The sequence below is a fragment of the Streptomyces sp. NPDC028419 genome (genome assembly GCF_055565515.1).
Map to the genome: position 1 here is coordinate 24,844 of NZ_JBVHUE010000001.1, position 24,547 is coordinate 49,390.

Genomic DNA, 24,547 nt, shown 5'->3' on the forward strand with positions numbered 1-24,547 from the left:
TTACAGAGACCCACTCAAGGAGCCGGACGTTGTCCCGAGCAGGCCTGACCCCCGACCGGATCGTCGAAGCGGCCGCCGAGCTGGCGGACTCCGCGGGCCTCGACCAGGTCACCGTCTCCGCCCTGGCCCGCGGCTTCGGCGTCAAGGACGCCAGCCTCTACTCCCACATCCGCGGCCTCGACGACCTGCGCACCCGCCTCGCCGTGCGGTCGGCCGCCGACTTCGCCGACCGGCTCGGCGAGGCACTGGCCGGCCGCGCCGGGGAGCAGGCGCTGACCGCCTTCGCCGACGCCTACCGCGCCTACGCCCTCACGCACCCCGGCGGGTACGCCGCCACCCAGCTGCGGCTCCCGCCCGACGTGATCGCCGCCTCGCCCGGGCACCAGCGGATGATCGAGCTCACGGTGTCGATGCTGCACTCCTACGCGCTGCCCGAACCCGACCTCACCGACGCGGTCCGGCTGCTGCGCAGCACCTTCCACGGCTTCGCGGCCCTGGAGGCCACCGGCTCCTTCGGCCACCCGCGCGCCGTCCCCGAGTCCTGGAGCCGGATCACCGCGGCCCTGCACACCTTGCTGACCGACTGGCCGCGCACGCAGGGGGTTTGACGCACCGGGGCGGCGGCGACCCGACGAACCCGCCACCCGCATCCGGCCGTTCGCCCGAACGGCTCGTGGCGGGAAACCGCCGGAGCCACTCCGGGCGATACCCGATCGGCCTCGCGCCCCTCTCCGGCTATGCTCTGGGGTGAGCACTCCGCGGGCCATTAGCTCAATTGGCAGAGCAGCGGACTTTTAATCCGTTGGTTGTCGGTTCGAGTCCGACATGGCCTACAGCTCACAGAGCGCCCCACCTGGTTTCGGTCAGGTGGGGCGCTCAGTCGTTTCCGGGCGCGTGCGTGAGCGATGCGTGAGCGGATGGCCCGTCATCCCCTGGCTAGGAGGAGGAGCGGGTACTCGTCATCACGGTCACCGGTGCGGTGTCCCCGCACAACGTGGAGCCGGAGGGTGCGTAGACGGCGTGCAGGAGGTGGCCGCCGTCCTCGGTCGGGGCGACGCGGAGGGTGCCGCCCGCCAGCTGGGCGCGTTCGCGCAGCCCGATGAGGCCCAGGCCGCTGGCGGGCAGGCCCAGGGGGACGGTTCCGGGTGCGGGTGGGCCGTTACGGATCTTCACGTGCAGGTGCTGGTCCGTCTCGTAGAGGTGTACGTGCACACGCGTGCCGGGTGCGTGTTTGGCGGCGTTGGTAAGACCCTCCTGGACAGTGCGGAACACCGTGCGCTGCACCGTCTGGGACCAGACCGCAGTGGCCGGGCCCACCAGCGGGATCTCCATCCGGAGGTCGACGTCGAGGCCGCTGTCGGTGATGAGCTGGGGCAGGTCGGCAAGGCTGGGCTGCGGTGCGTGGACCTCGCCGGTGCCCCCGGAGGTGCGCAGGACGCCGAGCATCTCCCGCAGTTCGCCCAGGGTGGTGGAGGCCAGTTCCCGGATCGTGCGGGCGTCCTCGCGGACCCGGGAGTCGTCGGTGGTGACCTGGAGCGCTGCGGACCGCACGCTGATCAGGCTGACCTGGTGCGCGATGACGTCGTGCATCTCGCGGGCCAGACGGGCCCGGTCGGTGGCCAGGACCTGCGCGGTGAGCAGGGCGTCCTCACGTTCGCGCGCCGCTTCGAGTTCTTCCAGTCGGGTGGAGAGCTCGCGGCGGGTGCGGGCCAGCATCCCCAGGGTGACGGGGACGATGCACAGGATCCCGAAGGCCATCACGCGGAAGAAGGCCACGGTGGAGCTGAAAGCGATGTTCGGGTGCATCGCGAGCAGGAAGACGCAGGCGAAGACCGCGGAGCAGAGGACCGGCACCCACCTCCGACGGCTGTTCCGTGCCACCGCGTACAGGGCCGACAGGGCCGCGATGTCCCCTCCCCAGTACAGCGAAGGGATGGTGGCGAGGAAGACCAGGCGCGGGGCGCGGTGTGCCGCGAGCAGGATCACCGGGGTCGCGAGCAAGGCCGCCACCTTGAGCGGATCGTACGAGGCGTGGTAGGAGGCCACCTTGAGCGTGCTCTGGACGGCGGGGCCGGCGACTCCGAGTACCAGCCACGGCAGCCACTGGGGCAGCCTGGGCAGCCGGGTCCGCTCGCGCAGCCATCGCCGCGGGCTCATGCCGTGCTCCGGAGGTGGCGCAGCAGGCCGGCGCGTTCCGCGACGACGGCCGCCTGGACCCGGCCCCGGCAACCGAGCTTGGCCATCAGCACGCTGAGATGGTCCTTGACGGTGCTGGGAGCCAGGTGCACTTGCTGAGCGATCTCCGTGTTGGTCAGGCCTTCGCCGAGCAGCGCCAGGACTTCCCGCTCCCGGGAGCTCAGCGCGGCGACCGCGCGGGTCGCGTCGTTGTCCATGGTGCCGTGGGCGAGGAAGCCGTCGACGACCACGGGCGCCACGTGGGAGGACAGGGGCCGGCCGCCCGCGGCGAGGGCCCGTACCTCCCGCACCAGCTGGTCGGGGTCGGTGTCCTTCAACAGGTATCCGGCCGCGCCCTGGTGCAGCGCGGTGTGGACGAGGTCGTCCGAGCCGAACGCGGTGAGCATGGCGATGACCGGCGGGCTCGGCAGGGCTACCAGTTGCGCCAAGACGGTGAGGCCGTCGATTTCGGGCATCTGGATGTCCAGCAACACGACATCCGGACCGTGGCGGGTGACCGTCGGCAGCGCTGCCGGTCCGTCGCAGGTCGCGATGACGTCGATGTCCGGGGCGCTCCCCAGGATCATCTGCAGTCCGGAGCGCATCAACGCCTCGTCGTCGATGACCACGACTCGCACCGCAGCCGTTTCCCCTGACCCGTGCACGCGCCCACCTAATGCCTCTTTATCGACTTTACAGGCTCACTGTAAGCGGTGGACAAGAACGGGCTCCGCAACCGTGGGATGAGGCCGTACCCGCCGATCGGCGGGTACGGCTACCGCTGTGCGGTGGTGGCGGTGCGGGACTGCGTGGCGGCACGGTTGGCCGGGCGTGCGGCGGCAGCGAGGGGGGTCGCCGCACGCCGCATGGCACCCGGTGCGCGGCGGGGGCCCAGGTCACGGTTCCCGCCGGGACAGCAGCTCGGCCCCCATCTGGTCGGTGGCCTGCGGTGATCCGCCGAGACGATGGACCAGGATCCAGCGGCCGTCGGCGAGCGCGCCCGCGAACACCGAGGCTCCGCGGGTGGCTCCGTTGTGCCAGGTGACCCCGCCCGTTCGCTGCCAGGACGGGGCGGGCTCGCCGAGGGTCCGCTCGACGAGCAGTCCCGTGACCAGCCGGGCGGCGGCCGTGGCGGTCGCCCACAGGCCCCCGGCCGGGAGGACGGCCCCCGTCATCGTCCACGGCTCCACCGGGTGCCCCAAGAGGCCGGTCGCCAGCAGCCGCCCTTCGTCCGGGGGGTACGCCGTGACCTCTCCGATGCCCAGGGGATCGAGCACGTAACCGCGGACCACCTCCTCGTAGGGCAAACCCTCAGCGGCACAGATCGCGGCCCCCAGCACCGCGTATCCGAGGTTCGAGTACTCCTCCCGCTGACCCGCCGGTGCGGTGACCAGGCGGTCGAGATCGCGCAGGACCCCGCCAAGGGCGGCCTGGTCGAAGGCGCGGTACGGGTCCCGGCGCCGTACGTGCGGCGGCAGCCGGGGTAGCCCCGAGGTGTGATCGGCAAGGTTGCGCAGGGTGATTCCGGTCCCCGGCGCCGCCGGGAGCCACCGCTCCACCGGGTCGTCGAGGCCCAGGACCCCCTCGTGCGCCAGGCGCACGAGGACGGTGCCGGTGACGACCTTGGTCAGCGATCCGATCTGCACGTACCGGGTGGCGTCGTGACCGTGGGTGGCGCGCGCCTCGTGATCGCTGCCGATGACGAAGGTGGGTGTGCGGGACATGGCGGTCTCTCCTTCAGGGGCGGGTTGCGGGCACGGCGCATGTTCCCGTGCTGCCGGGCATGCGGTGCCGGTTGCGGGCCACTGCCCGGTATCCAAGCCGCGCGCATCCCCGTACGCCGGGGAGGCCCAGCACGGCGGCGGCCAGGCGGTAGCGGCGCAGCGGCGAGTGCCCCACGTACGCGGCGAGGGCCTGCGCGCCACCGGCCAGGACGCGGCCGTCCTGGAAGAGCAGGACTTCCCGGTCGAGCCGCTCCAGGTGGGGGGCGGTGATCTCCTCGGGTAGGAACTGCCAGGGGACCGCCTCGATGGCCGGCCGGGCCGAGGCGTTGATCCGGGTGACGGAGGCCTGGCAGAAGCCGCAGTCGCCGTCGAAGGCGAGCACCGGTGCGCTTGCGTCGGGGCCGTCGGGCACGGGGGAGCGGTGCTCCCGTCGGACGATCGCGCTCGTACGCCGCAGGGCCGCTTCCAGGGGGCGGCTGAGGAAGATCATGTCGCAGGCCACCATCGTCAGCGCGAACCCGGTGAGCCCCATCAGCACGGCGATCGAGAGGTGGAACCCGATGGAAGCGACAGCCGCCCAGGGCCGCAGCCTCGGCACCAGGATCCCGAGGGGGAAGTACACGAGGAACAGCGTGGTGACGTACGTGCCGAGCACCACGAGCACGTCGTTCTCGTAGACGAGGGAGGAGACTCCGGGCAGCTTGAACTCGGACACGCGCAGGACGTAGAAGAGCGCGGTGCCGTCCTGCCACATCCGCCCTTGGACCTTGTAGAGGCCGCTGACGACGTAGACCAGGCAGAGCTGCGTGGCGACTGCGAGCAGGCCGAGGTGGTGCAGGGGCGTGGACAGCGACCGCAGGAGTCCCGGAACCCGCTCGGCCAGTCGGCGGGCGAGACCGGTGGGCAGGGCGAGGCGGTCGTAGCAGCGGGTCAGCAGGAGCATCGGGATCACGAGGTACGCGAGGTTGTCACCGCCGTCGAGCAGGACCGGCAGGCGCTGGTAGAGCGACCACAGCAGGACCCAGTGAACGGCCAGGCCGAGCCGTCCGCCGACCCCGATCGTGACAGCCAGCGCCGCGAGCATGCCGGCGTGGAAGAGCAGCTCGAACCAGAGTGGTGAGGAGCTCAGTGCGTAGAGGCTGAAGGTACCGGTGTCGTTCAGCTTTCCGACGAACTCCGTCCAGGGCAGGACCCCCTGCGGTCCGAACAGGTAGGCGCGGTCGCCGTACTGGCTCGCGTAGAACATGAACCCGACGAAGCCCAGCAGGACGCGCGTCCCGCTGATGCCGAGCACGCCCACCGGGGTGCTGACCGCCCGGTCCAGGAAGGGGAGGAACTTGTTCATCTCAGATCGTCGGCTTTCGTCCAGTCGAAGTCGTAGGCCTCGATCCCGCCTTGGGCGGAGCGGTCGTTCCGCTTCGACCAGGGAGGCGGCGTGTGCACGTACATGCGCAGCTGAATGCTTTCGGGGCCGCCCGCGCAGACCGTGGCCGGCAGCTGGGTCAGCGCGTAGCGCGCCAGGAACTGCCGGGCTTCCTTCTGCGAGGTCTTCTCGTGGGGCAGAAGTGGCAGTTGAGGCTTCTCCTTGGCCTTCTCGGCCTCCCGCAGGCGTGAGAGCACCGGGTCTCCGCCATTGAGCTGCTGGACGTTGCCGGTGACGAGCCGGGACATGCGCGAGGGGAAGAACCTGCTGCTCTGAGCGCTCTGGACGTACTTGGACGTCACGTCGTAGAAGGCGGTCTCGGTGTGATCGGGGCAGCGCGCGCGGGCCAGGACGCCCCGGTCGTCGGAGAGCGGGTCGGGAGCGAAGAGCATCCAGTTCTGGGTGAAGTACGGCTCCAAGTAGGCGGCGGCCGTGGGGAAGTACCGGAGCTTCAAGGGCGTGATGGGCATCTGTGAGAAGGACGCGACGGCGAAGTGGAGGCCCAGAAGGGCGGCACCCACGAGGAGCGCCGCCCTTCTGACCGCGAGGTCGACCCTCACTTGTCGAAGACCGCCTCGGCCGACACGCCGTCGGGCAGACCGGCCGGGCTCACCATGCCCAGGTGGTCGGTGACCTGGCCGGCCGCCTCGGCGACCGACGGGCAGGCGGCCTTGGCGTGGACGTACGCCTTGCCCGCCACGTTGCCGACGGCCTTGCCGGCCTTGCCCAGCAGGGAGCCGATGGCCATCGGCACATCCGACGGCCCCTGGACGGCCTCGGTGGTGACGACGGCCTGCGGGGCGGTGGCGGCCTGCGCCGTGCCCTGCGTGACGACGACCAGGGCCGCGCCGCCGAGCGCCAGACCGGCGACGGCAAAGACCTTCTTCATGTGCTTCTCCCTTGGTGGGGTGCGCTGACGGTGATCATGGTCGTCGCGCCGTCCGGCCCCCCGGCACCCCCACCTGGCGGGACTTTCAACGCCAACCGGCGGGTGCTCAGACCTCGGGGAGCAGGCTCGTGTACGTGTCCGAGGTGAGCGTGATCGTGGAGTGGCGGAGCGTCTCCTTGATCGTGTGGAGGTCGCCGCCAGCGCCGTGGGCGAGGGTGCCCGAGCGGTGGAAGAAGGCGGCCGTCGGGCGGATGCTCGCGCTGGTCGAGCGGGCTTGCCCCGAGGCCCTCGACGGGCTGGGCGACTCGGTCGCCGCGTACCGCAGATCGCCCGACGGGACAGGGAGCCGGATGCCCCGAAGGCCGCCTCGCTTCTGTTCACCGTCAAGCCGTAGCACCAGCGGACGGGCCCCTACGATGCACTCCGGCGCAACCCCGACCCGCGAGGACACACTCTTGACCACCACATTCCTGTCCGAGGGCACACGGCACGAAGTCACCCGCGAGCAGATTCAGCAGGCCGCGGCCCGCCGGGTCCCCGCGCACAGTGAGACGTTCAGCAAGAACCAGGTGTGGTTCGCCCTCGTTGGCGGCGGCCTGCACTACGTCATCGATCTGATCGACGCCGCGGCGGAGCACCGGCCGTCCAACGCCGCGACGGCGCGCCTGGCCCTGGACGCACTCGGCTTCCCGGTGCTGTGCCTGGCTTACGGCAGTCTCCTCGCCGACGGGCACCCCGCCCACCGCGAGTAGACACCAGCCTTACGAGGCGGGCCCACAGGGCATCAGGGCTGGTTGCAGTTCTGGTTGCGTTCGCCCTGGCCCGGGGCCGTCCGCCAGCCAGCAGATCAACCTCGCCGCGCAGGCTCTCCTCGACGCCGGCCAGGCCATCGAGGTTGTGGACGAGGACGAGTTCCTCCGCCGTCTCGGGGCCTGACAGACAGGCCCCTGCGGGCGGCGAGAGGCCAGGTCACCGGGGTCCGATGCGTGAGCGATGCGTGAGCGGTCGCGATGGGAGGGCGGGGGCTGGAGCGGATCCAGCAGCACGCCGCATCCGTCTGACCAGGCACGTCCGGACTCTGCCGGACCGAGCGCAACGGCCCGGCATGATCTTGCCGGGACTTGCGATCCGTTGGTTGTCGGTTCGAGTCCGACATGGCCTACAGCTCACAGAGCGCCCCACCCGGTTTCGGTCAGGTGGGGCGCTCAGTCGTTTCCGGGGCCGGCCGCTACTGCTCCGTCATCGCCGCCGGGATGTCGACGCGGGACGCCCTGCGGGCGGGCCAGAGCGAGGCGAGCAGTGCGCCCGTCATGGCGACGAGCACGCCGAGCGCGAGGCGGCCCCAGGGGATGACCAGGGCGTAGCCCACGACGCTCTCCTGAAGGGTGCGACCGAGCGCCCAGCCGAGGAAGACGCCGAGGGCGGTGCCGACCGAGGCGCCGAGCGCGCCGAGGACGAGGGCCTCCAGGCGGATCATCCGGGCCACCCCGGGGCGGTCCACGCCGAGGGCGCGCAGCGTGCCGATCTCCCTGCGCCGTTCGAGTACGGACATGGCGAGCGTGTTGGCGATGCCGAGGGCGGCGATGGCCAGGGCCATGCTGAGCATGGCGTAGAAGACGTTGAGCTGCTGGCCGATGCCGCCGCTCTCGCGGGCCCGGAGGTCCGCCTCGTCGAGGACGGCCAGGGCGGGGTTGTCGCCGAGGGCGCGGGTGACCTTGCCGAGCGCGGCCCGGTCGGCGCCGGCGCCGGTGTCGATCAGGATGCCGTCGGTGTGCGGGGCGGGGTCGTAGCGGGCGACGAGGGAGTCGGGGGCGGTGATGCTCGGCAGCAGCTTGCTCTGTTCGTCCGCCCGGTAGATCGCGCCGATGGTGACGGAGCCGCGCCGGGCTCCCGCGTCCTGCTCCTGCTCGCCACCGGGAGCACCGGCCTCCGGCTGGGGCTTCGGTCGTTCCAGGGGGAGGCTCTGGCCGACGTGCCAGCCCTCCTTCGCCGCCTTGAAGTCGGCCACGGCGATCTGGCCCTTGGCCAGGGAGTCCAGGGAGCCCTCGATCACGTCGTACCGCAGCAGCCGCCCGATGGTGGTCGGGTCGACGCCGGTCAGCACGGACGGGGCGCCCGCCAGCCGGTACTGGGTGGACTGGTTGAGCGGGCTGAAGGCGAGACCGGGCACCTTGGCGAGCGGCGCCGCGGTGGCGGGGGTCAGCCCCGCGGCGCCCTCGGCGGGCTTCACCAGGTAGTCGGCGGCGAAGTCGTGCGTGGTCGCCCGGTCGAGGTACTGGGCGGCGGAGGCCCCGAGGACGGACAGGCCGGAGGCGAGGGTGAGGGCGATGGCGAGCGCGGCCGCAGTGGCTCCGGTACGCCGCGGGTCGCGCACGGTGTTGCGGGCGGCGAGGTCCCCGTACACCGGGTGCAGCCGGGTCAGCAGCGGCCGCAGGAGGGCGACGAAGGGGCGCGACAGCAGCGGGACGAAGCCGATCGCCCCGGCCAGGGTGAGGGCCGCGCCGCAGCCGATGACCAGCCGGTTGTCCTGCGCCGCGCTGAGGGCGCCGTAGACCACGGCGACGGCGCCGGTGAGCGCGAGCGCGGCGCTGAGGGCGGTGCGCGGGGAGGCGGTGCGCGCGGGCGCCGCGGGCTCGGCCGCGCCGAGCGCGGCGACGGGCGGGATGGCCATGGCCCGGCGGATCGGCAGCCAGGCGGAGACCATCGGCAGGGCGGTGCCGACCAGCAGGGCCACGAGCACGGTGGTCGGGGTGAGGACCAGCGGGGCGGCCGGCGCTCCGTCGGTGGCGAAGGCGCTCTGGAGCAGCACGGCGACCCCCGTGCCCAGGGCGATGCCCGCCGCGGAGGCGAGCGCGCCGACGAGCAGGGTCTCGGTCAGCAGGATGCGGCGCACCTGCTGGCGCGAGGCGCCGACGGCCCGCATCAGGGCCAGCTCCCTGGTGCGCCGGGCGACCAACATGGTGAAGGTGTTGGAGATGAGGAAGGTCGCGACGAAGACGGCGACCGCCGCGAAGCCCAACAGGATCTGGCCCATGGTGTCGCTCTCGCCGGTGGCGAGGCGGGTCTGGATCCGGGCGAGCTGGGCTCCGGTGACCGCGTCGAGGCCCTGCGGCAGCTTCGCCTCGACCTGGCCGAGCAGCTGCTGGGCGCTCGTGCCGGGCGCGGCGGTCAGCACGACGTTCTCGTAGCGGCCGCTCTGGAGGAAGAGCCGCTGGGCGGTGGCGTCGGTGAACAGCGTCAGGCTGGCGCCGCCGGACGTCTCGGGCCCGTCGGCGCGGAAGATCCCGCTGAGGGTGTAGCCGGCGGCGCCCTCGTTCGTACCGACGCGGACGGTGTCGCCGACGCGGTAGCCGCCCTTCGCGGCGGTCTTCTCGTCGAGGGCGATCCGGTCGTCGCGGGTCGGGCCGGAGCCCTGGGTGAAGTGGTGGGCGGGGTCCTTCCCGTCCGGGCCCGGGGCGAAGTTGGCGGCCTTGTGCTCCGCGCCGCTGCCGAGCAGGCGGCCGTCCCGGTCGGCGACGGCGGCGAAGCCCTTCACCCGGCCCGAGGCGGTGCGGACGCCCTCGACCTTCGCCAGCTCGGCCACGGTCGCGGCGTCGATGCCCGCCCGCGGTCCGCCGCCCGCGCGGCTGTCGCGGGCGAAGACGCTGACGTCGACGTCGCGGAAGGCGTCGCTCACCCGGGTGGTGGCGGCGCGGTTCAGGCTGTCGCCGTAGACGAGGCTTCCGGTGATGAAGGTGACGCCGAGCATGACCGCGAACGCGGTCATCAGCAGGCGGGCCTTGTGCGCGAACACGTTGCGCAGGGCGGTTCGGAACATGGGGCGGGTCCTGTGAGGGGTGCGGGCTCGGCGGGTGCGAGCGGGCGGACGGGCGGGCGGCCTGGCGGACGGGCAGAGGGGCGGGCAGAGGGGCGGGCGGCGCGGTTGCGGACGGTCAGCCGGCGGTGTGCGCGCGGGTGTCGAACGCCTTCATCCGGTCCAGGACCCGCTCCGGGGTGGGCCGCGCCATCTCGTCGACGAGCCGTCCGTCCGCGAGGAAGAGCGCCCGGTCCGCGTAGCCGGCGGCGATGGGGTCGTGGGTGACCATGACCACGGTCTGGCCCAGCTCGCGCACCGAATCCCGCAGGAAGCCGAGGACCTCGGCCCCGGCCCGCGAGTCGAGGTTGCCGGTGGGCTCGTCGCCGAAGACGATCGCGGGACGGGAGACCAGCGCCCGGGCCACCGCGACGCGCTGCTGCTGCCCGCCGGAGAGTTCGCCGGGCCGGTGGCCGAGGCGCTGGGACAGGCCGACCATGGCGACGACCCGGTCCAGCCAGGCCCGGTCGGGCCGCCGGCCCGCGACGGTCAGCGGCAGCGTGATGTTCTCCAGCGCGGTCAGCGTGGGCAGCAGGTTGAACGCCTGGAAGATGAAACCGACCCGGTCGCGGCGCAGTTGGGTGAGCTGGCGGTCGTTCAGCGCGCCCAGTTCGGTGGTCCCGATGCGCACGGATCCCGAGCTGAAGGAGTCGAGCCCGGCGGCGCAGTGCATCAGGGTCGACTTGCCGCAGCCGGAGGGGCCCATGATCGCGGTGAACTCGCCCTCGCGGAAGGAGACGCTGACCCGGTCCAGGGCGACGACGCGGGTGTCGCCGCTGCCGTAGACCTTGGTCAGGTCCGTGGTGGCGGCCGCCGTCCCGGGACTCACGTGCGGTGCGTACGGGGCAAGGGGTTCGGCGGTCACGAAGGACTCCTCTACGGGCGCGGAAGGTGCACTCCGAAGGGTGTCCGGGGAACGTATCGGCGCCCGGTCCGTCGTGTATCGGTCGGCGCTCCGCCGCGTACCGGTCGTGTAGGGGAGGCGGGACCTCAGCCGGGCAGCCGCACGGTGGCGACGGCGCCGCCGTCCGGCGCGTTCTCCAGGAGCAGCTCGGCGCCGAGGACCCGGGCCTGGCCCACGGCGATGGTCAGGCCCAGCCCGTGGCCCGTACCGCGCTCGGCGGCGCCGGTGTGGAAGCGGCGCGGGCCGCCGGCCAGCAGGTCCGCGGGGAAGCCGCGCCCGTGGTCGCGCACGACGACCGTACGGGCCCCCGCGTCGACGGTGACCCGCACGGGCGCGCCCCCGTGCCGGTGCGCGTTGACGACGAGGTTGGCGACGATCCGTTCGAGGCGGCGCGGATCGGTCTCCACGGTTCCGGCGCCCGACTCGTGGGCAGCGGTCGTGACCTCGGCGTCGAAGCCCGTACGGGCCACCGCCTCCGTGACCACCGCGGCGAGCGGGACCCGGGCGCGGACCGGCCGCTCGGCTCCCGCGTCCAGCCGGGAGATCTCCAGCAGGTCCTCGACCAGGCCCCGCAGATCGCGCACCCGGGCGCGCAGCAGGTCCTCCGTCTCGCCCGCCGGCAGCAGGTCGGCCGCGGCCAGCAGACCGCCGACGGGGGTGCGCAGCTCGTGGGCGACGTCCGCGGTGAACCGGCGCTCGTCGCGCAGCCGCCGGCTGAGGGTGTCCGCCATGAGGTCGACGGTGGCGGCGATGTCGGCGACCTCGTCGCGGCCCTTGGTGGGTCCGGTACGGGCGTCCAGGTCCCCGGCGGAGATCCGGCCCGCGGTCTCGGAGACCTGCCGAAGCCGTCGGCCGAGCAGCCCGGAGCCGTAGAACGCCAGGGGCGTGGTCAGCGCGAGGGCGATCAGCGAGGCCACCGCCATGGTCGCGTCCAGCCGGTACAGCTCGTGGAACTCCGTGGTGATGGCGACGTGGACGGCGAGCACGGGGCTGCCCGGCCCGCCGGTGCGCTGCGCGCCCCAGACCGTCGGGTCCATGCTGCCGGGGAGGCTGCCGCCGTAGGCGACGTGGCGGTCGCCGTCGGTCGGGTCCCGCAGGGCGTAGGGCAGGTCGGGCGGATCCAGCTCGGCGCCGCTCGGGAGGGCGCCGGTGCGCCGGTAGGTGTCCATGGCCGCGTACACCCCGTTGAAGGCGTCGCGCTCGGCCCGGCTGCGGATGTCGTGCGCGGTCCACAGGTGCACCAGCAGGCCCACCGCCACCGCGACCAGGCACGCCGTGGCGGCGGCCAGCGCGGCGATCTTCCAGCGCAGCGGCAGGCCGCGGCGCGGCCGCCGGCCGCCCGGGGGGCGCACTGCACGCGCCGCGCTCGGCGCGCTCACCGCGTTCACCGCCTGAACTTGTAGCCGAAGCCGCGGACCGTCTCGATCCGGTCCCGGCCGACCTTGGCGCGCAGCCGCTGCACGCACAGGTCCACGACCCGGCTGTCGCCGTCCCAGCCGTACTCCCACACGTCGCGCAGCAGCGTGTGCCGCTCCAGCACGATGCCGGGGTGGGCGGCGAACTCCAGCAGCAGCCGCAGCTCGGTCGGGGTGAGCGCCACCGGGCTGCCGGCGAGGGAGACGTCCAGGCCGCCGGTGTCGATGGTCAGGTCCCCGAAGACCAGCACGTCCCCCTCGGGGTCCGCGGGCCGGCCCGGGGGCGGGGTGGGCGCGTAGGTCGCCCGCCGCAGCAGCGAGCGGATGCGGGCCACGAGTACGTAGGTGTCCACGGGCTTGACCACGTAGTCGTCCGCCCCGGCCTCCAGGCCGGCGACGACGTCGAGCCCGTCACCGCGGGCCGACATCATCAGGATCGGTACGAGGCTGGTCTCCCGGACCTTGCGGCACAGGCCGATGCCGTCCAGGCCGGGCAGCATCACGTCGAGGACCAGCAGGTCGAAGGCTTCCTCGCGGAAGAGCTCCAGCCCCGTCAGTCCGTCGGCGGCGGCCTTCATCGCGTAGCCGTAGCGCTCCAGGGCGATGGTGAAGGACCGGCGCATCAGGTCGTCGTCCTCCACGAGGAGCACGCGCACGGGGGGCTCGGGCGAGGACACTGCGGGCGGCTCCTGTTCGGCGGCGCGGGCGGGGTGCCCGTGAAGGGCGGGGCCCCTGATGAACGATAGGCAGAGCACGGCTCCGGCCGCAGCCGCGCACCGCGCGGTGCGCGCGACCGATGCCCGACCAAGCGGTCCCCGATGCCCGCCCGATACAAACCCCGCCGGGAGCCGCCGGCGCCGGCCGGGGAACCGGCCGTGGACGCACGTCGGCCCCCACCGCACCAAAGTGCCGTGGGGGCCGAGCGGACGCCTGGGGTCAGGCGTCAGGTGTCACTTGGGCCGACGATCAGCCGTTGCGCTTCCAGCGCGGCTTGTCGTCGCGACGGGCGCTGTCGCCACCGAAGGAGGAGCCGGAGCTCGACGGACGGTGGTCGTCACGGCGGCCGTAGGGGCGGTCGCCGCCACCGGAGCGGAAGCCGCCGGAGGGACGGTCGCCACCGCGGTCGTCACGGTTGAAGCCGCCCGAGGGACGGTCGTCACGACGGAAGCCACCACCGGTCGGACGGTCGCCACCGGAACGGAAGCCACCACCGGAGGGACGGTCGCCACCGGAGCGGAAGCCGCCACCGGCCGGACGGTCGCCACCGGAGCGGAAGCCACCGGACGGACGGTCGTCGCGACGGAAGCCGCCACCGGCCGGGCGGTCGCCGCCACGGTCGTCACGGTTGAAGCCGCCCGAGGGACGGTCGTCGCGGCGGAAGCCACCGGACGGACGGTCGTCACGACGGAAGCCACCACCGGTGGGACGGTCGCCACCGGAGCGGAAGCCACCGGACGGACGGTCATCGCGACGGAAGCCACCCGAGGGGCGCTCGTCACGACGGTCGCCACCGGAGCGGAAGCCACCGGAGGGGCGGTCGTCACGACGGAAGCCACCGGACGGACGGTCGTCACGACGGTCGCCACCGGAGCGGAAGCCGCCACGGTCGCCACCGCGGTCACCGCGGTCGTCACGGTTGAAGCCACCACGGCCGCTGCGCTCGCCGCGGTCGTCGCGACGCTCGAAGTTGCCGCGCTCGTCACGGCGCTGGACGGCCTGCGCCTCGGCGGCGGCAGCGGCGGCGGCGGCCTCGGCGGCGACCTCCGCCACGGCGGCCTCGGCGACCTCGGCCACGGCGGCCTCCGGGTCCTCGCCACGCTCACGGGCGGAACGGGCGACGAGGCGGTCGGCCTCCTCGCGCAGCTCCACGGCGCGGCGCTGGACGCGCTCCAGCTGCTTGGTGAGGTCGGCGACCTCGCGCTCGGCCTGCTTCGCGGCGTTGTTCGCGGAGTCGGCCTGGACCTCGGACAGCGAGCGGGCACCGGTGATCTCGGCGACCTCGGGCTCGAACGCGCCCGCACCGCCGACGATGTGGCGCGAGGCGTCGACGCCCGCGTCCTCCATCAGGCGGAAGATCTGGCGGCGCTGGTGCGGCAGGGACAGCGAGACCACGACACCCGACTTGCCGGCACGGGCGGTACGGCCCGAGCGGTGCAGGTAGTCCTTGTGGTCGCCGGCCGGGTCCACGTTCAGGACCAGGTCGATGCCGTCGACGTGGATGCCGCGGGCGGCGACGTCGGTCGCGACGAGCGCGTTGACGTAGCCCTTCTTGAAGTCTTCCAGGACGCGGGTGCGGGCACCCTGCGTCATGCCGCCGTGCAGCGCGTCGGCCTTCACGCCGGACTCGATGAGCTGCTCGGCGATGCGGTCGGCGCCCAGCTGGGTGCGGACGAAGATGATCGTGCGGCCCTTGCGGGCGGCGATGGCGGCCGTGACCGGCGCCTTGTCCTTCGGCTTCACGACGAGGACGTGGTGGCTCATGGTCGAGACGTTGCCCTGCGCGCTGTCGACCTCGTGGGTGACCGGGTTCGACAGGTAGCGCTTGACGAGCGTGCCGATCTCGTTCTCCATGGTGGCGGAGAAGAGCATGCGCTGGCCGCCGCCGGGGATCTGGTCGAGCAGCTCGGTGACCTCGGGCAGGAAGCCCAGGTCGGACATCTGGTCGGCCTCGTCGAGGACGGCGACCTGGACGTTCTCCAGCGAGCAGGCGCCGCGGTTGATGATGTCGCGCAGACGGCCCGGGGTGGCGACGAGGACGTCGACGCCGCGCTCCAGGGCGTAGATCTGGTTGCCCATCGAGGTACCGCCGCAGACGACCTTGAGCTTCAGGCCGAGCACGTCACCGTACGGCTGGAGCGCGTCGGCGACCTGCATGGCGAGCTCGCGGGTCGGCGTGAGGATGATCGCGCGGGGCTTCTTCTTCTCGGTGGTGCCGCCGGCCAGCGAGGCCAGGGTCGGCAGACCGAAGGAGAGGGTCTTGCCGGAGCCGGTGCGGCCACGGCCGAGGATGTCCTTGCCGGCCAGGGCGTCCGGGATGGTCGCGGCCTGGATCGGGAAGGGGGCGGTGACACCGTTCTGCGCGAGCTTGCGGACGATCCCGTCCGGCAGACCGAGGTCGCCGAAGGTAATCGTGGGCTCGGCGTCGGCGGCCTCGTCGGCTGCGACGGCGTCGATGGACTGGTCGTTCGTCATGTCGGCCTCAATTGCATCGATGTCGGCGGCGAGCGAGTCGGTGACGGTCGGGTCGATCACGTGGGTGTCGACTGCTTCGACGATCTCGACGGACTCGATGGCCTGGGCGGCGTCGATGGAGTCGTTCTCGGGCATGACGGGACGGTCAGAACTGGAAATGGACATGCGAAATGCGAAACCTTCCGGAGTCTCGGCACGCGCCCAAACTCCGTGAATCGCAAATCGACCGCCTCAATGCGGTCAGCCACGGTAGGGGAGAGTACGCGCCACGCGGCGCTCTTCGGATTCGGCGCCGGGCAATGGGATCAAACGATCTATAACCATACGCACCCTCCCCCCACTCTGGCAAGTCACCCCGACCACGAGGCCGCTGACCTGCAAGAACGTCACTGCGTCGAACGGGAGTACGCATCACGCGCACCCGTACGGCACGGCCCGGAGAGGGCGCCGGACTACCCCCCGGGACTCGCCGAGGGCTCCGGCGACGGGGACGGGGACGTGGGCGGAGTCACAGGCGAAGGCTCCGCCGAGGGCGTGGCGGAGGGCTGTGAACCCCCACTCGTCCCACCCGCCCCCGTGGTCGTCCCGCCCGCCGAGGGCGGCAGCTGGGTCCCGGGGCCGGGGCCCACCGGTCCGCCCGCGCCCCCGCCGGACGCCGCGCCCGGTCCGGCCGACGGCGAGGGGCCGCCGGGCAGCCCCGCCGTCACGGCGCCGGGGCTGGCCGAGGCGCCCGGGGGCAGGGCCTTCCCGTCGGGGCCCATGGCGCTCCCCTTGTCGCCCGCGGCGCCCTTCTTGTCGTGCCCGCTGCCGTGCGCCCCGCCGGCCCTGCCCCCGGCGGAGGCGCCCTCGGAGTCGGCGGCGGCTCCTCGGTGGCCGGCCGGGGAGGTGGCGCCGGGCTTGGCGGCGTCGGCGCCGACGCTCATGCAGCCCGCCGTGGCCGCGAGCGCGAGGGTGGCGACGGCCAGTCGGACGGGAGCGGACAAGTGGCGCACGGGTGGCACCTCCGGGACGGGGCAGGGTTCCGCGGTGAACGGGTCAATGTGCCCAACTCTCTTTGCCCCGTAAGAGACACGCCCCTTGCGCCACCGGCTGCACGCGCCCCGGCGCTCAGCCCCCGGCCAGCGCCCGCGCCACCCGCAACCCCAGGTGTACGGCGCCCAGTCCGACCAGCACGGACGCGGCCACGTTCGCCAGCGCGAGGAACTTCCAGCCCCGTTCGGCCAGTCGGAGGGTCTCGTAGGAGAACGTCGAGTACGTGCTCAGCGCCCCGCACAGGCCCGTCCCCAGCAGCAGGCTCAGCCGCGACGAGGCCGCCCCGTCCAGCACGGCGCCCGTGAGCGCGCCCAGCACGAGGCAGGCACCCGCGTTCACCACGAACGTCCCCCAGGGGAACACCGAGTCGTGCCGCGGCCGCACCGCGCGGTCCGTCAGATAGCGCAGCGGCGCCCCGACGGCCGCGCCGATCACCACCAACAGCCAGTTCACGCCCGCACCGCCCCGTCCCCGCCGGCCGCCGGTCGGCCGCCCACCGCGCGCCGGGTCAGCGCCGCCGCCGCCCACACCGCGCCCAGAGCCCCGGCCAGCGTCGCCCCGGCGTAGGCCAGGGCCGTACCGGCCGCGCCCCGGTCCAGCAGCCGCTCGACGTCGAGGGCGTAGGTGGAGAAGGTGGTGAAGCCGCCGAGCACGCCCACCCCGAGGAAGGGCCGCAGCAGCGGGTGCGGCCCGGTGCGCACGTCCTCCGCGACGAGCACCATCAGGACGCCGATCAGCGCGCAGCCGATCACGTTGGTCCAGAAGGTCGCCCAGGGGAACGCCCCGGGCGTGGCCGGCCACAGCAGTGCGAGTCCGTAGCGCGCCGAGGCCCCGAGCACACCTCCCGCCGAGACGGCGGCGAGCACCGGTCCCTGCCGCTCCGGGCCCGGCGGGGCGCTCGCCCCCACCGGGTCTCCCACGGGGATTTCCATGCGGCCCATTCTCACGCGCCGGGGCGCATCCCTCCCGGTCGGCGCCCGGCTCCCGGACAATGGGCGGGTGCTGCAGATGACGCGCGACGACTTCGAAGAGCTGGTGGCCCAGGCCCTGGACCGGATCCCGCCCGAACTGACCCGGGTGATGGACAACGTGGCCGTGTTCGTGGAGGACGAACCTCCCGCGGACGATCCGGAACTGCTGGGCCTCTACGAGGGGACGCCGCTCACCGAGCGCGGCGAGTGGTACGCCGGGGTGCTGCCCGACCGGATCTCCATCTACATGGGCCCGACCCTGCGCTACTGCGAGGCGCCCGACGACGTGGTGCACGAGGTCGCCGTGACCGTCGTGCACGAGATCGCCCACCACTTCGGCATCGACGACGAACGCCTCCACGAGCTGGGCTGGGGCTGACCCGCAGGCCGGGGCGGCGGAGCCGCGGATCGGGTGGGGGAAACCGTTTTGGCGATCGCCGCCCCGATCCCATATGCTTCTCACGTCCCCGACGCGCTGGAAAGTGCCTAGGCGGGCCTTTAGCCCTCATCGTCTAGTGGCCCAGGACGCCGCCCTTTCAAGGCGGTAGCACGGGTTCGAATCCCGTTGGGGGTACGCAACACCATGTGCGAGACTTGCGCTCGCACATAGCAAGGACCTGTGGAGCAGTTGGTTAGCTCGCCACCCTGTCAAGGTGGAGGTCGCGGGTTCAAGTCCCGTCAGGTTCGCTGAAGCTCGCAAGAGTTTCGTGGCTGGGTAGCTCAGTTGGTACGAGCGATCGCCTGAAAAGCGATAGGTCGCCGGTTCGACCCCGGCCCCAGCCACCAGTACAGAAGGCCCCGTCCATCGGACGGGGCCTTCTGCGTCATCCCTCCTCCGGCTCCGCCCCGTCGGCGGTCCGGGACTTACGGCGCCACTGCGCCAGGCCCGCGACCAGCGCCCCGGCCACGACCAGCCCGAGCAGCGCCCAGTCCGGCACCGCGTCCGCGGCGGAGCGCACCCACTCCTCCACGGCGAACGAGTCGTCCACGTCCAGCAGCCCCGGCAGCGCGCTCGCGCCGTCGTACGCCAGGAACATCGCGCCGAGCGCGATGAAGAACAGGCCGGACGCCAGCGTGGTGGTGTGCAGTTCGAAGCGGCCCGCCCGGATCACCCGGCCGCGCAGCCAGCGCCGCCGCCCGAGGTCGAACCGCTCCCAGAGCAAGGCCAGCAGGAAGAGCGGCAGGGCCATCCCCAGCGCGTACACCGCGAGCAGCAGACCGCCGTAGACCGGGCTGCCGCTCACCGCCGCGACGGTGAGGACGCTGCCCAGGATCGGCCCGGCACAGAAGCCGGCCAACCCGTAGACCGCGCCCAGCGCGTACACGGACAGCACGGTCGTCGGGCGGATCCGGCCCGACAGCTCCGAGAGCCGGCGCGGGGCGAAGCCCATGCCCAGCACCTGCGCCACACCGAGCGCGATGATCAGCCAGCCGCCGAAGAGGACCAGGGCGTCCCGGTTGCCGTGGAAGAAGCGGCCCGCGTACGAACCGGCCGCGCCCAGGGGGACCAGGGTGGTCGCGAGCCCGGCGTAGAAGATCCCGGTCCGGGCCAGCAGCCGGGACGTGGAATCGATGGAGTACGCGAAGAAGGCGGGCAGCAACAGCGCGCTGCACGGGCTGAGCAGCGCGAGCAGACCGCCCAGCAGGGCGGCCAGGTATCCGATGTCGCTCACTTCGCGGCCGCCTGCGCGGCCCGCTTCGCCTTGGTGATCGCCGCGTCGAAGGCCGAGGCCGGCTGGGCGCCCGCGATCGGCTGCCCGTTGACGAGGAAGGACGGGGTGGAGGTGACGCCGATGCGATAGCCCTCCTCCTGGTCCGCGGCGACGGCGGCGGCCGCCTGCTCGCCGCCCATGTCCTTGGCGAAGCGGTCCAGGTCGGGGACGCCCGCCTCCTTGGCGATCTCCAGCAGCCGGGCCTCGCCGAAGCCCTTCTCCTTGGCCCCGTCCGCGTAGGCGGCGGCGTGGAAGGCCCCGAAGCGGTCCTGCTGGGCGGCGGCCCAGGCGGCCTTCGCGGCGGCCTCGGACTCGGCGCCGAAGATCGGGAAGTTGCGCCACTCGATGCGCAGGGTGCCGTCCTCGACGTACTTCTTCACCAGTTCGGGTTCGGTGTCGCGGGCGAACTTGCCGCAGTAGCCGCACTTGAAGTCGGAGTACTCGATGAGGACGACGGGCGCGTCGGCGCGCCCGGTGGTGAGCTTGTCGTTCGCGTCGCGGCGGGCCAGCTTCATCAGCTCGGCCTTGGCGTCGGGGACCTCGGGCGCGGACGCGGAGGAGCGCGTGGCGCCGGCGTCCTCGGTGGAGGTGGCCTGCCAGGAGACGATGCCGAGGGTGACGGCGGCGAGCGCGACCCCGGCGCAGATCAGCAGGGGCTTGCGGGACGGACGTGCGGAACCTGAGGAGGAAGGCATGCGGGTGCTCCGGAGTGACGTACGGGAGGGGACGAGGACGGACCGGGGGTACCGGTCCTCCTAGACCCGCATCACGGACAGCTCCAGCGGGCCCGGCGCCGCCCGGTCCGGGCCGCGCGCGGGCGCTCGTACGGGGGCGCCCCGGGCGTGCTCGACCTGGTCCGGGGCCCACCGCGCCAGCGGCGTGCAGCCGTGGTCCCCGGGCCCGCGCAGCGGCAGCGCGGGCACCCGCCCCCGGTCGGGGTCGCCCGGCGCGCAGGAGGGGCCCCGGTCGGGAACCGCGTGCGCGGCCGCCGCGGCGTGGCTCCCGTCCGCCGCGCGCGCGAAGGCGCTCGCGGAGGCCGCCGCGGGACCCGGCGGCTGCGCCGGTCCCTGCGCCGCGCAGCCCAGCAGCACCGCGAGGACGGCGCCGAGCAGGCACCACAGGCGCGGACCGGGGCGGGACATGGCGGGCCTCTCAGGGAAACGGCGGGGTCACTTCGGGTGACTCGTCCGGAAATGGTACGGGGCCGTCCCACAAATGCGTTCGCCACCCGACGCCCACGGGTGAGATCCTCGACCAGGTATGTCTACTTCCTTCGCCGCCCTGCAGACGCTTCTCGGTGAGATCTCCCTCCGTGACGCGCACCGCCTCGGCCGCCGCCTCGAAGGCGCCCGCCGCATCCGTAAGCCCGAGGCCAAGCAGGCCGTGCTCGACGAGATCGCCGCGGAGGCCGAGAAGGCCGCCGCGCGACTGGCCGGCCGCGCCTCGCGCATGCCCGAGGTCACCTATCCCGAGAACCTCCCGGTCAGCCAGAAGAAGGACGAGATCGCCGAGGCGATACGCGACCACCAGGTCGTGATCGTCGCCGGCGAGACCGGCTCCGGCAAGACCACGCAGATCCCCAAGATCTGCATGGAGCTGGGGCGCGGCGTCCGGGGCATGATCGGGCACACCCAGCCCCGCCGGATCGCCGCACGCACGGTCGCGGAGCGGATCGCCGAGGAGCTGAAGTCCGAGATCGGCCAGACGGTCGGCTGGAAGGTCCGGTTCACCGATCAGGTGGACCAGGACGCGACCTTCGTGAAGCTGATGACCGACGGCATCCTCCTCGCGGAGATCCAGACGGACCGCGAGCTGCGCGCCTACGACACGATCATCATCGACGAGGCCCACGAGCGGTCGCTGAACATCGACTTCCTGCTCGGGTACCTGGCCACGCTGCTGCCCAAGCGCCCCGACCTCAAGGTGATCATCACCTCGGCGACGATCGACCCCGAGCGCTTCTCCCGGCACTTCGGCGAGGCCCCGATCGTCGAGGTCAGCGGCCGTACGTACCCGGTCGAGGTGCGCTACCGCCCGCTCCTGGAAGAGGACGGCGACGACAGCGACCGCGACCAGATCACCGCGATCTGCGAGGCGGTCGACGAGCTCCAGTCCGAGGGGCCCGGCGACATCCTGGTCTTCCTCTCGGGCGAGCGCGAGATCCGCGACACCGCGGACGCGCTGAACAAGCGCAACCTGCGCTTCACGGAGGTCCTCCCCCTCTACGCACGGCTCTCGCACGCCGAGCAGCACCGCGTCTTCCAGCAGCACACGGGACGGCGCATCGTGCTCGCGACGAACGTCGCCGAGACCTCGCTGACCGTCCCGGGCATCAAGTACGTGATCGACCCGGGCAACGCCCGCATCTCCCGCTACAGCCACCGCACCAAGGTGCAGCGGCTGCCGATCGAGCGGATCTCGCAGGCCAGCGCCAACCAGCGCAAGGGCCGCTGCGGCCGCACCTCCGACGGCATCTGCATCCGCCTGTACTCCGAGGACGACTTCCTCTCGCGTCCGGAGTTCACGGACGCGGAGATCCTGCGCACCAACCTCGCCTCCGTCATCCTCCAGATGACCGCCGCGGGCCTCGGCGAGATCGAGAAGTTCCCCTTCATCGACCCGCCGGACCACCGCAACATCCGCGACGGCGTGCAGCTGCTCCAGGAGCTGGGCGCGCTCGACCCGGCCGAGAAGGACCACAGCAAGCGGCTCACGCCCATGGGCCGCCAGCTGTCCCAGCTGCCCGTGGACCCGCGCCTGGCCCGCATGGTGGTCGAGGCGGACAAGAACAACTGCGTGCGCGAGGTCATGGTCATCGCCGCCGCCCTGTCGATCCAGGACCCGCGCGAGCGGCCCTCGGACAAGCAGACCCAGGCCGACCAGAACCACGCCCGATTCAAGGACGAGACCAGCGACTTCCTCTCGTTCCTGAACATGTGGCGCTACGTCCGCGAGCAGCAGAAGGAGCGCGGCTCCTCCTCCTTCCGCCGGATGTGCAAGCAGGAGTACCTGAACTTCCTGCGGATCCGCGAGTGGCAGGACATCTACTCGCAGCTGCGCACGGTCGCCAAGACGATGGGCATCCACGTCAATGAGGCCGACGCCCCCGAGCAGCACATCCACGTGTCGCTGCTGGCGGGTCTGCTCTCGCACATCGGGCTCAAGGACACCGACAAGAACGAGTACCTGGGCGCGCGCTCCGCGAAGTTCGCGATCTTCCCGGGCTCGGCGCTGTTCAAGAAGCAGCCCAAATTCGTCATGTCCGCGGAGCTCGTGGAGACCTCGCGGCTGTGGGCGCGGGTCAACGCCAAGGTCGAGCCCGAGTGGGTCGAGCCGCTGGCCCAGCACCTGATCAAGCGCACGTACAGCGAGCCGCACTGGGAGAAGGACCAGGCGGCGGTGATGGCGTACGAGAAGGTCACGCTGTACGGCGTCCCCATCGTCGCCCAGCGGAAGATCAACTACGGCCGGATCGACGCCGAGGTCTCGCGCGAGCTGTTCATCCGCAATGCGCTGGTCGAGGGCGACTGGCGCACGCACCACAAGTTCTACGCCGACAACCGCAAGCTGCTGACCGAGGTCGAGGAGCTGGAGAACCGGGCCCGGCGCCGGGACATCGTGGTCGACGACGAGACCCTCTTCGACTTCTACGACCAGAAGATCCCCGAGCACGTGGTGTCGGGCGCGCACTTCGACTCCTGGTGGAAGCACAAGAAGCGGGACGAGCCGGAGCTGCTCGACTTCGAGCGCGAGATGCTGCTCACCGAGAAGGCCGCCGGGGTCACCAAGGACGACTACCCGGACTCCTGGCGCCAGGGCCCGCTCAAGTTCCGGGTGACCTACCAGTTCGAGCCGGGCGCGGACGCGGACGGCGTGACCGTGCACATCCCCTTGACGGTGCTGAACCAGGTCACCGACGAGGGCTTCGACTGGCAGATCCCGGGCCTGCGCGAGGAGATCGTCACCGAGCTGATCCGCTCGCTGCCCAAGCCGATCCGCCGGCACTACGTGCCCGCGCCCAACTTCGCGACCCGCTTCCTGGACACCGCCACACCGCTCCAGGAGCCGCTGACGGTGACGCTCGCGCGCGAGCTGAAGCGGATGGTCGGGGTCCCGGTCACGGCCGAGGACTTCGACCTGAGCCGGATCGCCGATCACCTCAAGATCACCTTCCGGATCGTCGACGAGCGCCGCAAGAACCTCGCCGAGGACAAGGACCTGGAGGCCCTGCGGCTGCGCCTGCGGCCCAAGGCGCGCAAGGCCCTCTCCCAGGCCGCCGCGGCGACCGCCGAGCGCGCGGGCGGCGAGACCATCGAGCGGACCGGGCTGACGGACTGGACCATCGGCACCCTGACCAAGGTCTTCGAGACCCGGCGGGCGGGCCAGCCGGTGAAGGCCTATCCGGCGCTGGTGGACGCGGGCACGAGCGTCTGCGTACGGCTCTTCGACACGGAAGCCGAGCAGCAGCTGGCGATGTGGCGCGGGACCCGGAGGCTGATCCTGCTCAACATCGCGGTGAACCCCGCCAAGTTCGCCTCCGACAAGCTGGGCAACCAGGCGAAGCTGGCGCTCTCCCGCAATCCGCACGGCTCCATCCAGGCCCTCTTCGAGGACTGCGCGACGGCGGCGGCCGACAAGCTGATCGCCGACCACGGCGGGCCCGCCTGGGACGAGGCGGGCTTCCGCAAGCTCTACGACGCGGTGCGGACCGACCTGGTGGACACGACCGTACGCACGGTCGCCCAGGTGCAGCAGGTGCTGGCCGCCTGGCAGGCCTGTGAGCGCCGCCTGAAGGCGACGAACAGCCTGACCCTGGTCAAGAACGTGCAGGACGTGCAGAAGCAGCTGGCGGCCCTGGTGCCGGCCGGCTTCGTGACCCTCACCGGGCTGCGGCGGCTGCCCGACCTGATGCGCTATCTGGTGGCGGCCGACCGGCGCCTGCAGCAGATGCCGACCTCGGTCCAGCGCGACACCACGCGCATGGAGAAGGTCCACGAGATGCAGGACGAGTACGCCTGGCTGCTGGAGCAGTTGCCCCAGGGCCGGCCGGTGCCGACGGCGGTCACGGACATCCGCTGGATGATCGAGGAACTGCGGGTGAGCTACTTCGCCCACGCCCTCGGGACGGCCTATCCGATCTCCGACAAGCGCATCGTGAAGGCGGTCGACGCCCTCGCTCCGTGACGCCCGGCGTGATCGGGTTCGACCTCACCCCCCCAGCTGTTGTACAGTCGGTTTCGCAGCCACCAAGTGGCCG

The 24,547-nt window shown here is 72.4% G+C and carries 22 protein-coding genes and 4 tRNA genes; 8 read left to right on the forward strand and 18 right to left on the reverse strand.

Features of this window, described 5'->3' with window-relative positions; all coding sequences use genetic code 11:
• Positions 1-29: 29 nt before the first annotated feature.
• Together ACZ4UB_RS00085 and ACZ4UB_RS00090 are read left to right on the forward strand one after the other, a co-directional pair.
• On the forward strand, positions 30-608 hold the full coding sequence (locus tag ACZ4UB_RS00085; protein WP_468067299.1) for a TetR/AcrR family transcriptional regulator: 579 nt from the start codon (positions 30-32) through the stop codon (positions 606-608).
• A gap of 152 nt (positions 609-760) precedes the next feature.
• A tRNA-Lys gene (locus ACZ4UB_RS00090) sits at positions 761-833 on the forward strand.
• Between the two features lie 103 nt (positions 834-936).
• Here the strand turns inward: ACZ4UB_RS00090 and ACZ4UB_RS00095 are convergent.
• The 7 genes from ACZ4UB_RS00095 to ACZ4UB_RS00125 form a co-directional block, all read right to left on the reverse strand.
• The gene (locus ACZ4UB_RS00095; protein WP_468067301.1) at positions 937-2,157 is read right to left on the reverse strand and encodes a sensor histidine kinase; all 1,221 of its coding nucleotides are present in this window, start codon (positions 2,155-2,157) and stop codon (positions 937-939) included.
• Positions 2,154-2,813 carry a response regulator gene (locus ACZ4UB_RS00100; protein WP_468067302.1) on the reverse strand — a complete coding sequence of 220 codons (660 nt, stop codon included), beginning with the start codon at positions 2,811-2,813 and terminating at the stop codon, positions 2,154-2,156. The genes ACZ4UB_RS00095 and ACZ4UB_RS00100 overlap by 4 nt, the downstream gene beginning before the upstream one ends.
• Positions 2,814-3,071: 258 nt before the next feature.
• On the reverse strand, positions 3,072-3,899 hold the full coding sequence (locus ACZ4UB_RS00105; protein WP_468067303.1) for a serine hydrolase domain-containing protein: 828 nt from the start codon (positions 3,897-3,899) through the stop codon (positions 3,072-3,074).
• 13 nt (positions 3,900-3,912) lie between these two features.
• Positions 3,913-5,244 carry a DCC1-like thiol-disulfide oxidoreductase family protein gene (locus tag ACZ4UB_RS00110; RefSeq protein WP_468067304.1) on the reverse strand — a complete coding sequence of 444 codons (1,332 nt, stop codon included), beginning with the start codon at positions 5,242-5,244 and terminating at the stop codon, positions 3,913-3,915.
• Complete coding sequence (locus tag ACZ4UB_RS00115) at positions 5,241-5,843, reverse strand: DUF5819 family protein (RefSeq protein ID WP_468067305.1); 603 nt, start codon at positions 5,841-5,843, stop codon at positions 5,241-5,243. Before ACZ4UB_RS00115 ends, ACZ4UB_RS00110 begins: the two co-directional genes overlap by 4 nt.
• A 35-nt stretch (positions 5,844-5,878) precedes the next feature.
• A complete protein-coding gene (locus ACZ4UB_RS00120; protein WP_468067306.1) occupies positions 5,879-6,211 on the reverse strand; it encodes a hypothetical protein in 333 nt (110 codons plus the stop codon).
• A gap of 106 nt (positions 6,212-6,317) precedes the next feature.
• On the reverse strand, positions 6,318-6,608 hold the full coding sequence (locus ACZ4UB_RS00125; protein WP_468067737.1) for a hypothetical protein: 291 nt from the start codon (positions 6,606-6,608) through the stop codon (positions 6,318-6,320).
• Between the two features lie 58 nt (positions 6,609-6,666).
• Between ACZ4UB_RS00125 and ACZ4UB_RS00130 the strand changes: the two genes are divergently transcribed.
• Positions 6,667-6,963 carry a hypothetical protein gene (locus ACZ4UB_RS00130; protein WP_468067308.1) on the forward strand — a complete coding sequence of 99 codons (297 nt, stop codon included), beginning with the start codon at positions 6,667-6,669 and terminating at the stop codon, positions 6,961-6,963.
• A 476-nt stretch (positions 6,964-7,439) separates the two neighbouring features.
• Here the strand turns inward: ACZ4UB_RS00130 and ACZ4UB_RS00135 are convergent, their stop codons facing one another.
• The 8 genes from ACZ4UB_RS00135 to ACZ4UB_RS00170 form a co-directional block, all read right to left on the reverse strand.
• The gene (locus ACZ4UB_RS00135; protein WP_468067310.1) at positions 7,440-10,028 is read right to left on the reverse strand and encodes an ABC transporter permease; all 2,589 of its coding nucleotides are present in this window, start codon (positions 10,026-10,028) and stop codon (positions 7,440-7,442) included.
• Positions 10,029-10,143: 115 nt separating this feature from the next.
• Entirely contained in the window at positions 10,144-10,929 is a 786-nt protein-coding gene (locus tag ACZ4UB_RS00140; protein ID WP_468067311.1) for an ABC transporter ATP-binding protein, read from the reverse strand.
• Positions 10,930-11,054: 125 nt separating this feature from the next.
• Complete coding sequence (locus ACZ4UB_RS00145; protein ID WP_468067710.1) at positions 11,055-12,284, reverse strand: sensor histidine kinase; 1,230 nt, start codon at positions 12,282-12,284, stop codon at positions 11,055-11,057.
• A gap of 68 nt (positions 12,285-12,352) precedes the next feature.
• Positions 12,353-13,006 (reverse strand): two-component system response regulator CseB, encoded by a 654-nt coding sequence (gene cseB / locus ACZ4UB_RS00150; RefSeq protein ID WP_468067712.1) that lies wholly within the window; start codon positions 13,004-13,006, stop codon positions 12,353-12,355.
• A gap of 343 nt (positions 13,007-13,349) precedes the next feature.
• Positions 13,350-15,740, reverse strand: coding sequence for a DEAD/DEAH box helicase (locus ACZ4UB_RS00155; RefSeq protein ID WP_468067312.1), 2,391 nt, complete (start codon positions 15,738-15,740; stop codon positions 13,350-13,352).
• A 287-nt stretch (positions 15,741-16,027) separates the two neighbouring features.
• On the reverse strand, positions 16,028-16,567 hold the full coding sequence (locus ACZ4UB_RS00160) for a hypothetical protein (protein ID WP_468067313.1): 540 nt from the start codon (positions 16,565-16,567) through the stop codon (positions 16,028-16,030).
• 115 nt (positions 16,568-16,682) lie between these two features.
• A complete protein-coding gene (gene crcB, locus ACZ4UB_RS00165) occupies positions 16,683-17,060 on the reverse strand; it encodes a fluoride efflux transporter CrcB (protein ID WP_468067314.1) in 378 nt (125 codons plus the stop codon).
• Positions 17,057-17,539 (reverse strand): FluC/FEX family fluoride channel, encoded by a 483-nt coding sequence (locus ACZ4UB_RS00170; protein ID WP_468067315.1) that lies wholly within the window; start codon positions 17,537-17,539, stop codon positions 17,057-17,059. Before ACZ4UB_RS00170 ends, crcB begins: the two co-directional genes overlap by 4 nt.
• A 67-nt stretch (positions 17,540-17,606) precedes the next feature.
• Here ACZ4UB_RS00170 and ACZ4UB_RS00175 point away from each other — a divergent pair, with 67 nt between their 5' ends.
• The 4 genes from ACZ4UB_RS00175 to ACZ4UB_RS00190 all read left to right on the forward strand — a co-directional run bounded on the left by ACZ4UB_RS00175 (position 17,607) and on the right by ACZ4UB_RS00190 (position 18,364).
• Positions 17,607-17,957 carry a metallopeptidase family protein gene (locus tag ACZ4UB_RS00175; RefSeq protein ID WP_354378996.1) on the forward strand — a complete coding sequence of 117 codons (351 nt, stop codon included), beginning with the start codon at positions 17,607-17,609 and terminating at the stop codon, positions 17,955-17,957.
• Between the two features lie 122 nt (positions 17,958-18,079).
• A tRNA-Glu gene (locus ACZ4UB_RS00180) sits at positions 18,080-18,152 on the forward strand.
• A gap of 39 nt (positions 18,153-18,191) precedes the next feature.
• Positions 18,192-18,265, forward strand: a tRNA-Asp gene (locus tag ACZ4UB_RS00185).
• Positions 18,266-18,287: 22 nt separating this feature from the next.
• Positions 18,288-18,364 (forward strand) — tRNA-Phe (locus tag ACZ4UB_RS00190).
• A gap of 38 nt (positions 18,365-18,402) precedes the next feature.
• On the opposite strand, the gene ACZ4UB_RS00195 is transcribed toward ACZ4UB_RS00190, so the two are convergent.
• From ACZ4UB_RS00195 to ACZ4UB_RS00205, 3 genes are read right to left on the reverse strand one after another with little or no spacing between them, the layout of a single operon-like run.
• Positions 18,403-19,251 carry a cytochrome c biogenesis CcdA family protein gene (locus tag ACZ4UB_RS00195; protein WP_468067316.1) on the reverse strand — a complete coding sequence of 283 codons (849 nt, stop codon included), beginning with the start codon at positions 19,249-19,251 and terminating at the stop codon, positions 18,403-18,405.
• Positions 19,248-19,985, reverse strand: coding sequence for a DsbA family protein (locus ACZ4UB_RS00200; RefSeq protein WP_468067317.1), 738 nt, complete (start codon positions 19,983-19,985; stop codon positions 19,248-19,250). The genes ACZ4UB_RS00195 and ACZ4UB_RS00200 overlap by 4 nt, the downstream gene beginning before the upstream one ends.
• A gap of 60 nt (positions 19,986-20,045) precedes the next feature.
• Positions 20,046-20,432 carry a hypothetical protein gene (locus ACZ4UB_RS00205; protein WP_468067318.1) on the reverse strand — a complete coding sequence of 129 codons (387 nt, stop codon included), beginning with the start codon at positions 20,430-20,432 and terminating at the stop codon, positions 20,046-20,048.
• A 118-nt stretch (positions 20,433-20,550) separates the two neighbouring features.
• Between ACZ4UB_RS00205 and hrpA the strand changes: the two genes are divergently transcribed.
• Positions 20,551-24,474, forward strand: a complete 3,924-nt coding sequence (hrpA, locus tag ACZ4UB_RS00210) for an ATP-dependent RNA helicase HrpA (RefSeq protein WP_468067319.1) — start codon at positions 20,551-20,553, stop codon at positions 24,472-24,474.
• Positions 24,475-24,547: the final 73 nt, after the last annotated feature.

Excerpts from the sequence above, each read along its gene's own strand:
- ACZ4UB_RS00200 (WP_468067317.1), bottom strand. The coding sequence starts at position 19,985 with ATGCCTTCCTCCTCAGGTTCCGCACGTCCGTCCCGCAAGCCCCTGCTG.
- ACZ4UB_RS00155 (WP_468067312.1), bottom strand. The coding sequence starts at position 15,740 with ATGTCCATTTCCAGTTCTGACCGTCCCGTCATGCCCGAGAACGACTCC.
- ACZ4UB_RS00120 (WP_468067306.1), bottom strand. The coding sequence starts at position 6,211 with ATGAAGAAGGTCTTTGCCGTCGCCGGTCTGGCGCTCGGCGGCGCGGCC.
- ACZ4UB_RS00205 (WP_468067318.1), bottom strand. The coding sequence starts at position 20,432 with ATGTCCCGCCCCGGTCCGCGCCTGTGGTGCCTGCTCGGCGCCGTCCTC.
- hrpA (WP_468067319.1), top strand. The coding sequence starts at position 20,551 with ATGTCTACTTCCTTCGCCGCCCTGCAGACGCTTCTCGGTGAGATCTCC.
- ACZ4UB_RS00095 (WP_468067301.1), bottom strand. The coding sequence starts at position 2,157 with ATGAGCCCGCGGCGATGGCTGCGCGAGCGGACCCGGCTGCCCAGGCTG.
- ACZ4UB_RS00135 (WP_468067310.1), bottom strand. The coding sequence starts at position 10,028 with ATGTTCCGAACCGCCCTGCGCAACGTGTTCGCGCACAAGGCCCGCCTG.
- ACZ4UB_RS00170 (WP_468067315.1), bottom strand. The coding sequence starts at position 17,539 with ATGGAAATCCCCGTGGGAGACCCGGTGGGGGCGAGCGCCCCGCCGGGC.
- ACZ4UB_RS00110 (WP_468067304.1), bottom strand. The coding sequence starts at position 5,244 with ATGAACAAGTTCCTCCCCTTCCTGGACCGGGCGGTCAGCACCCCGGTG.
- cseB (WP_468067712.1), bottom strand. The coding sequence starts at position 13,006 with ATGCGCCGGTCCTTCACCATCGCCCTGGAGCGCTACGGCTACGCGATG.
- ACZ4UB_RS00105 (WP_468067303.1), bottom strand. The coding sequence starts at position 3,899 with ATGTCCCGCACACCCACCTTCGTCATCGGCAGCGATCACGAGGCGCGC.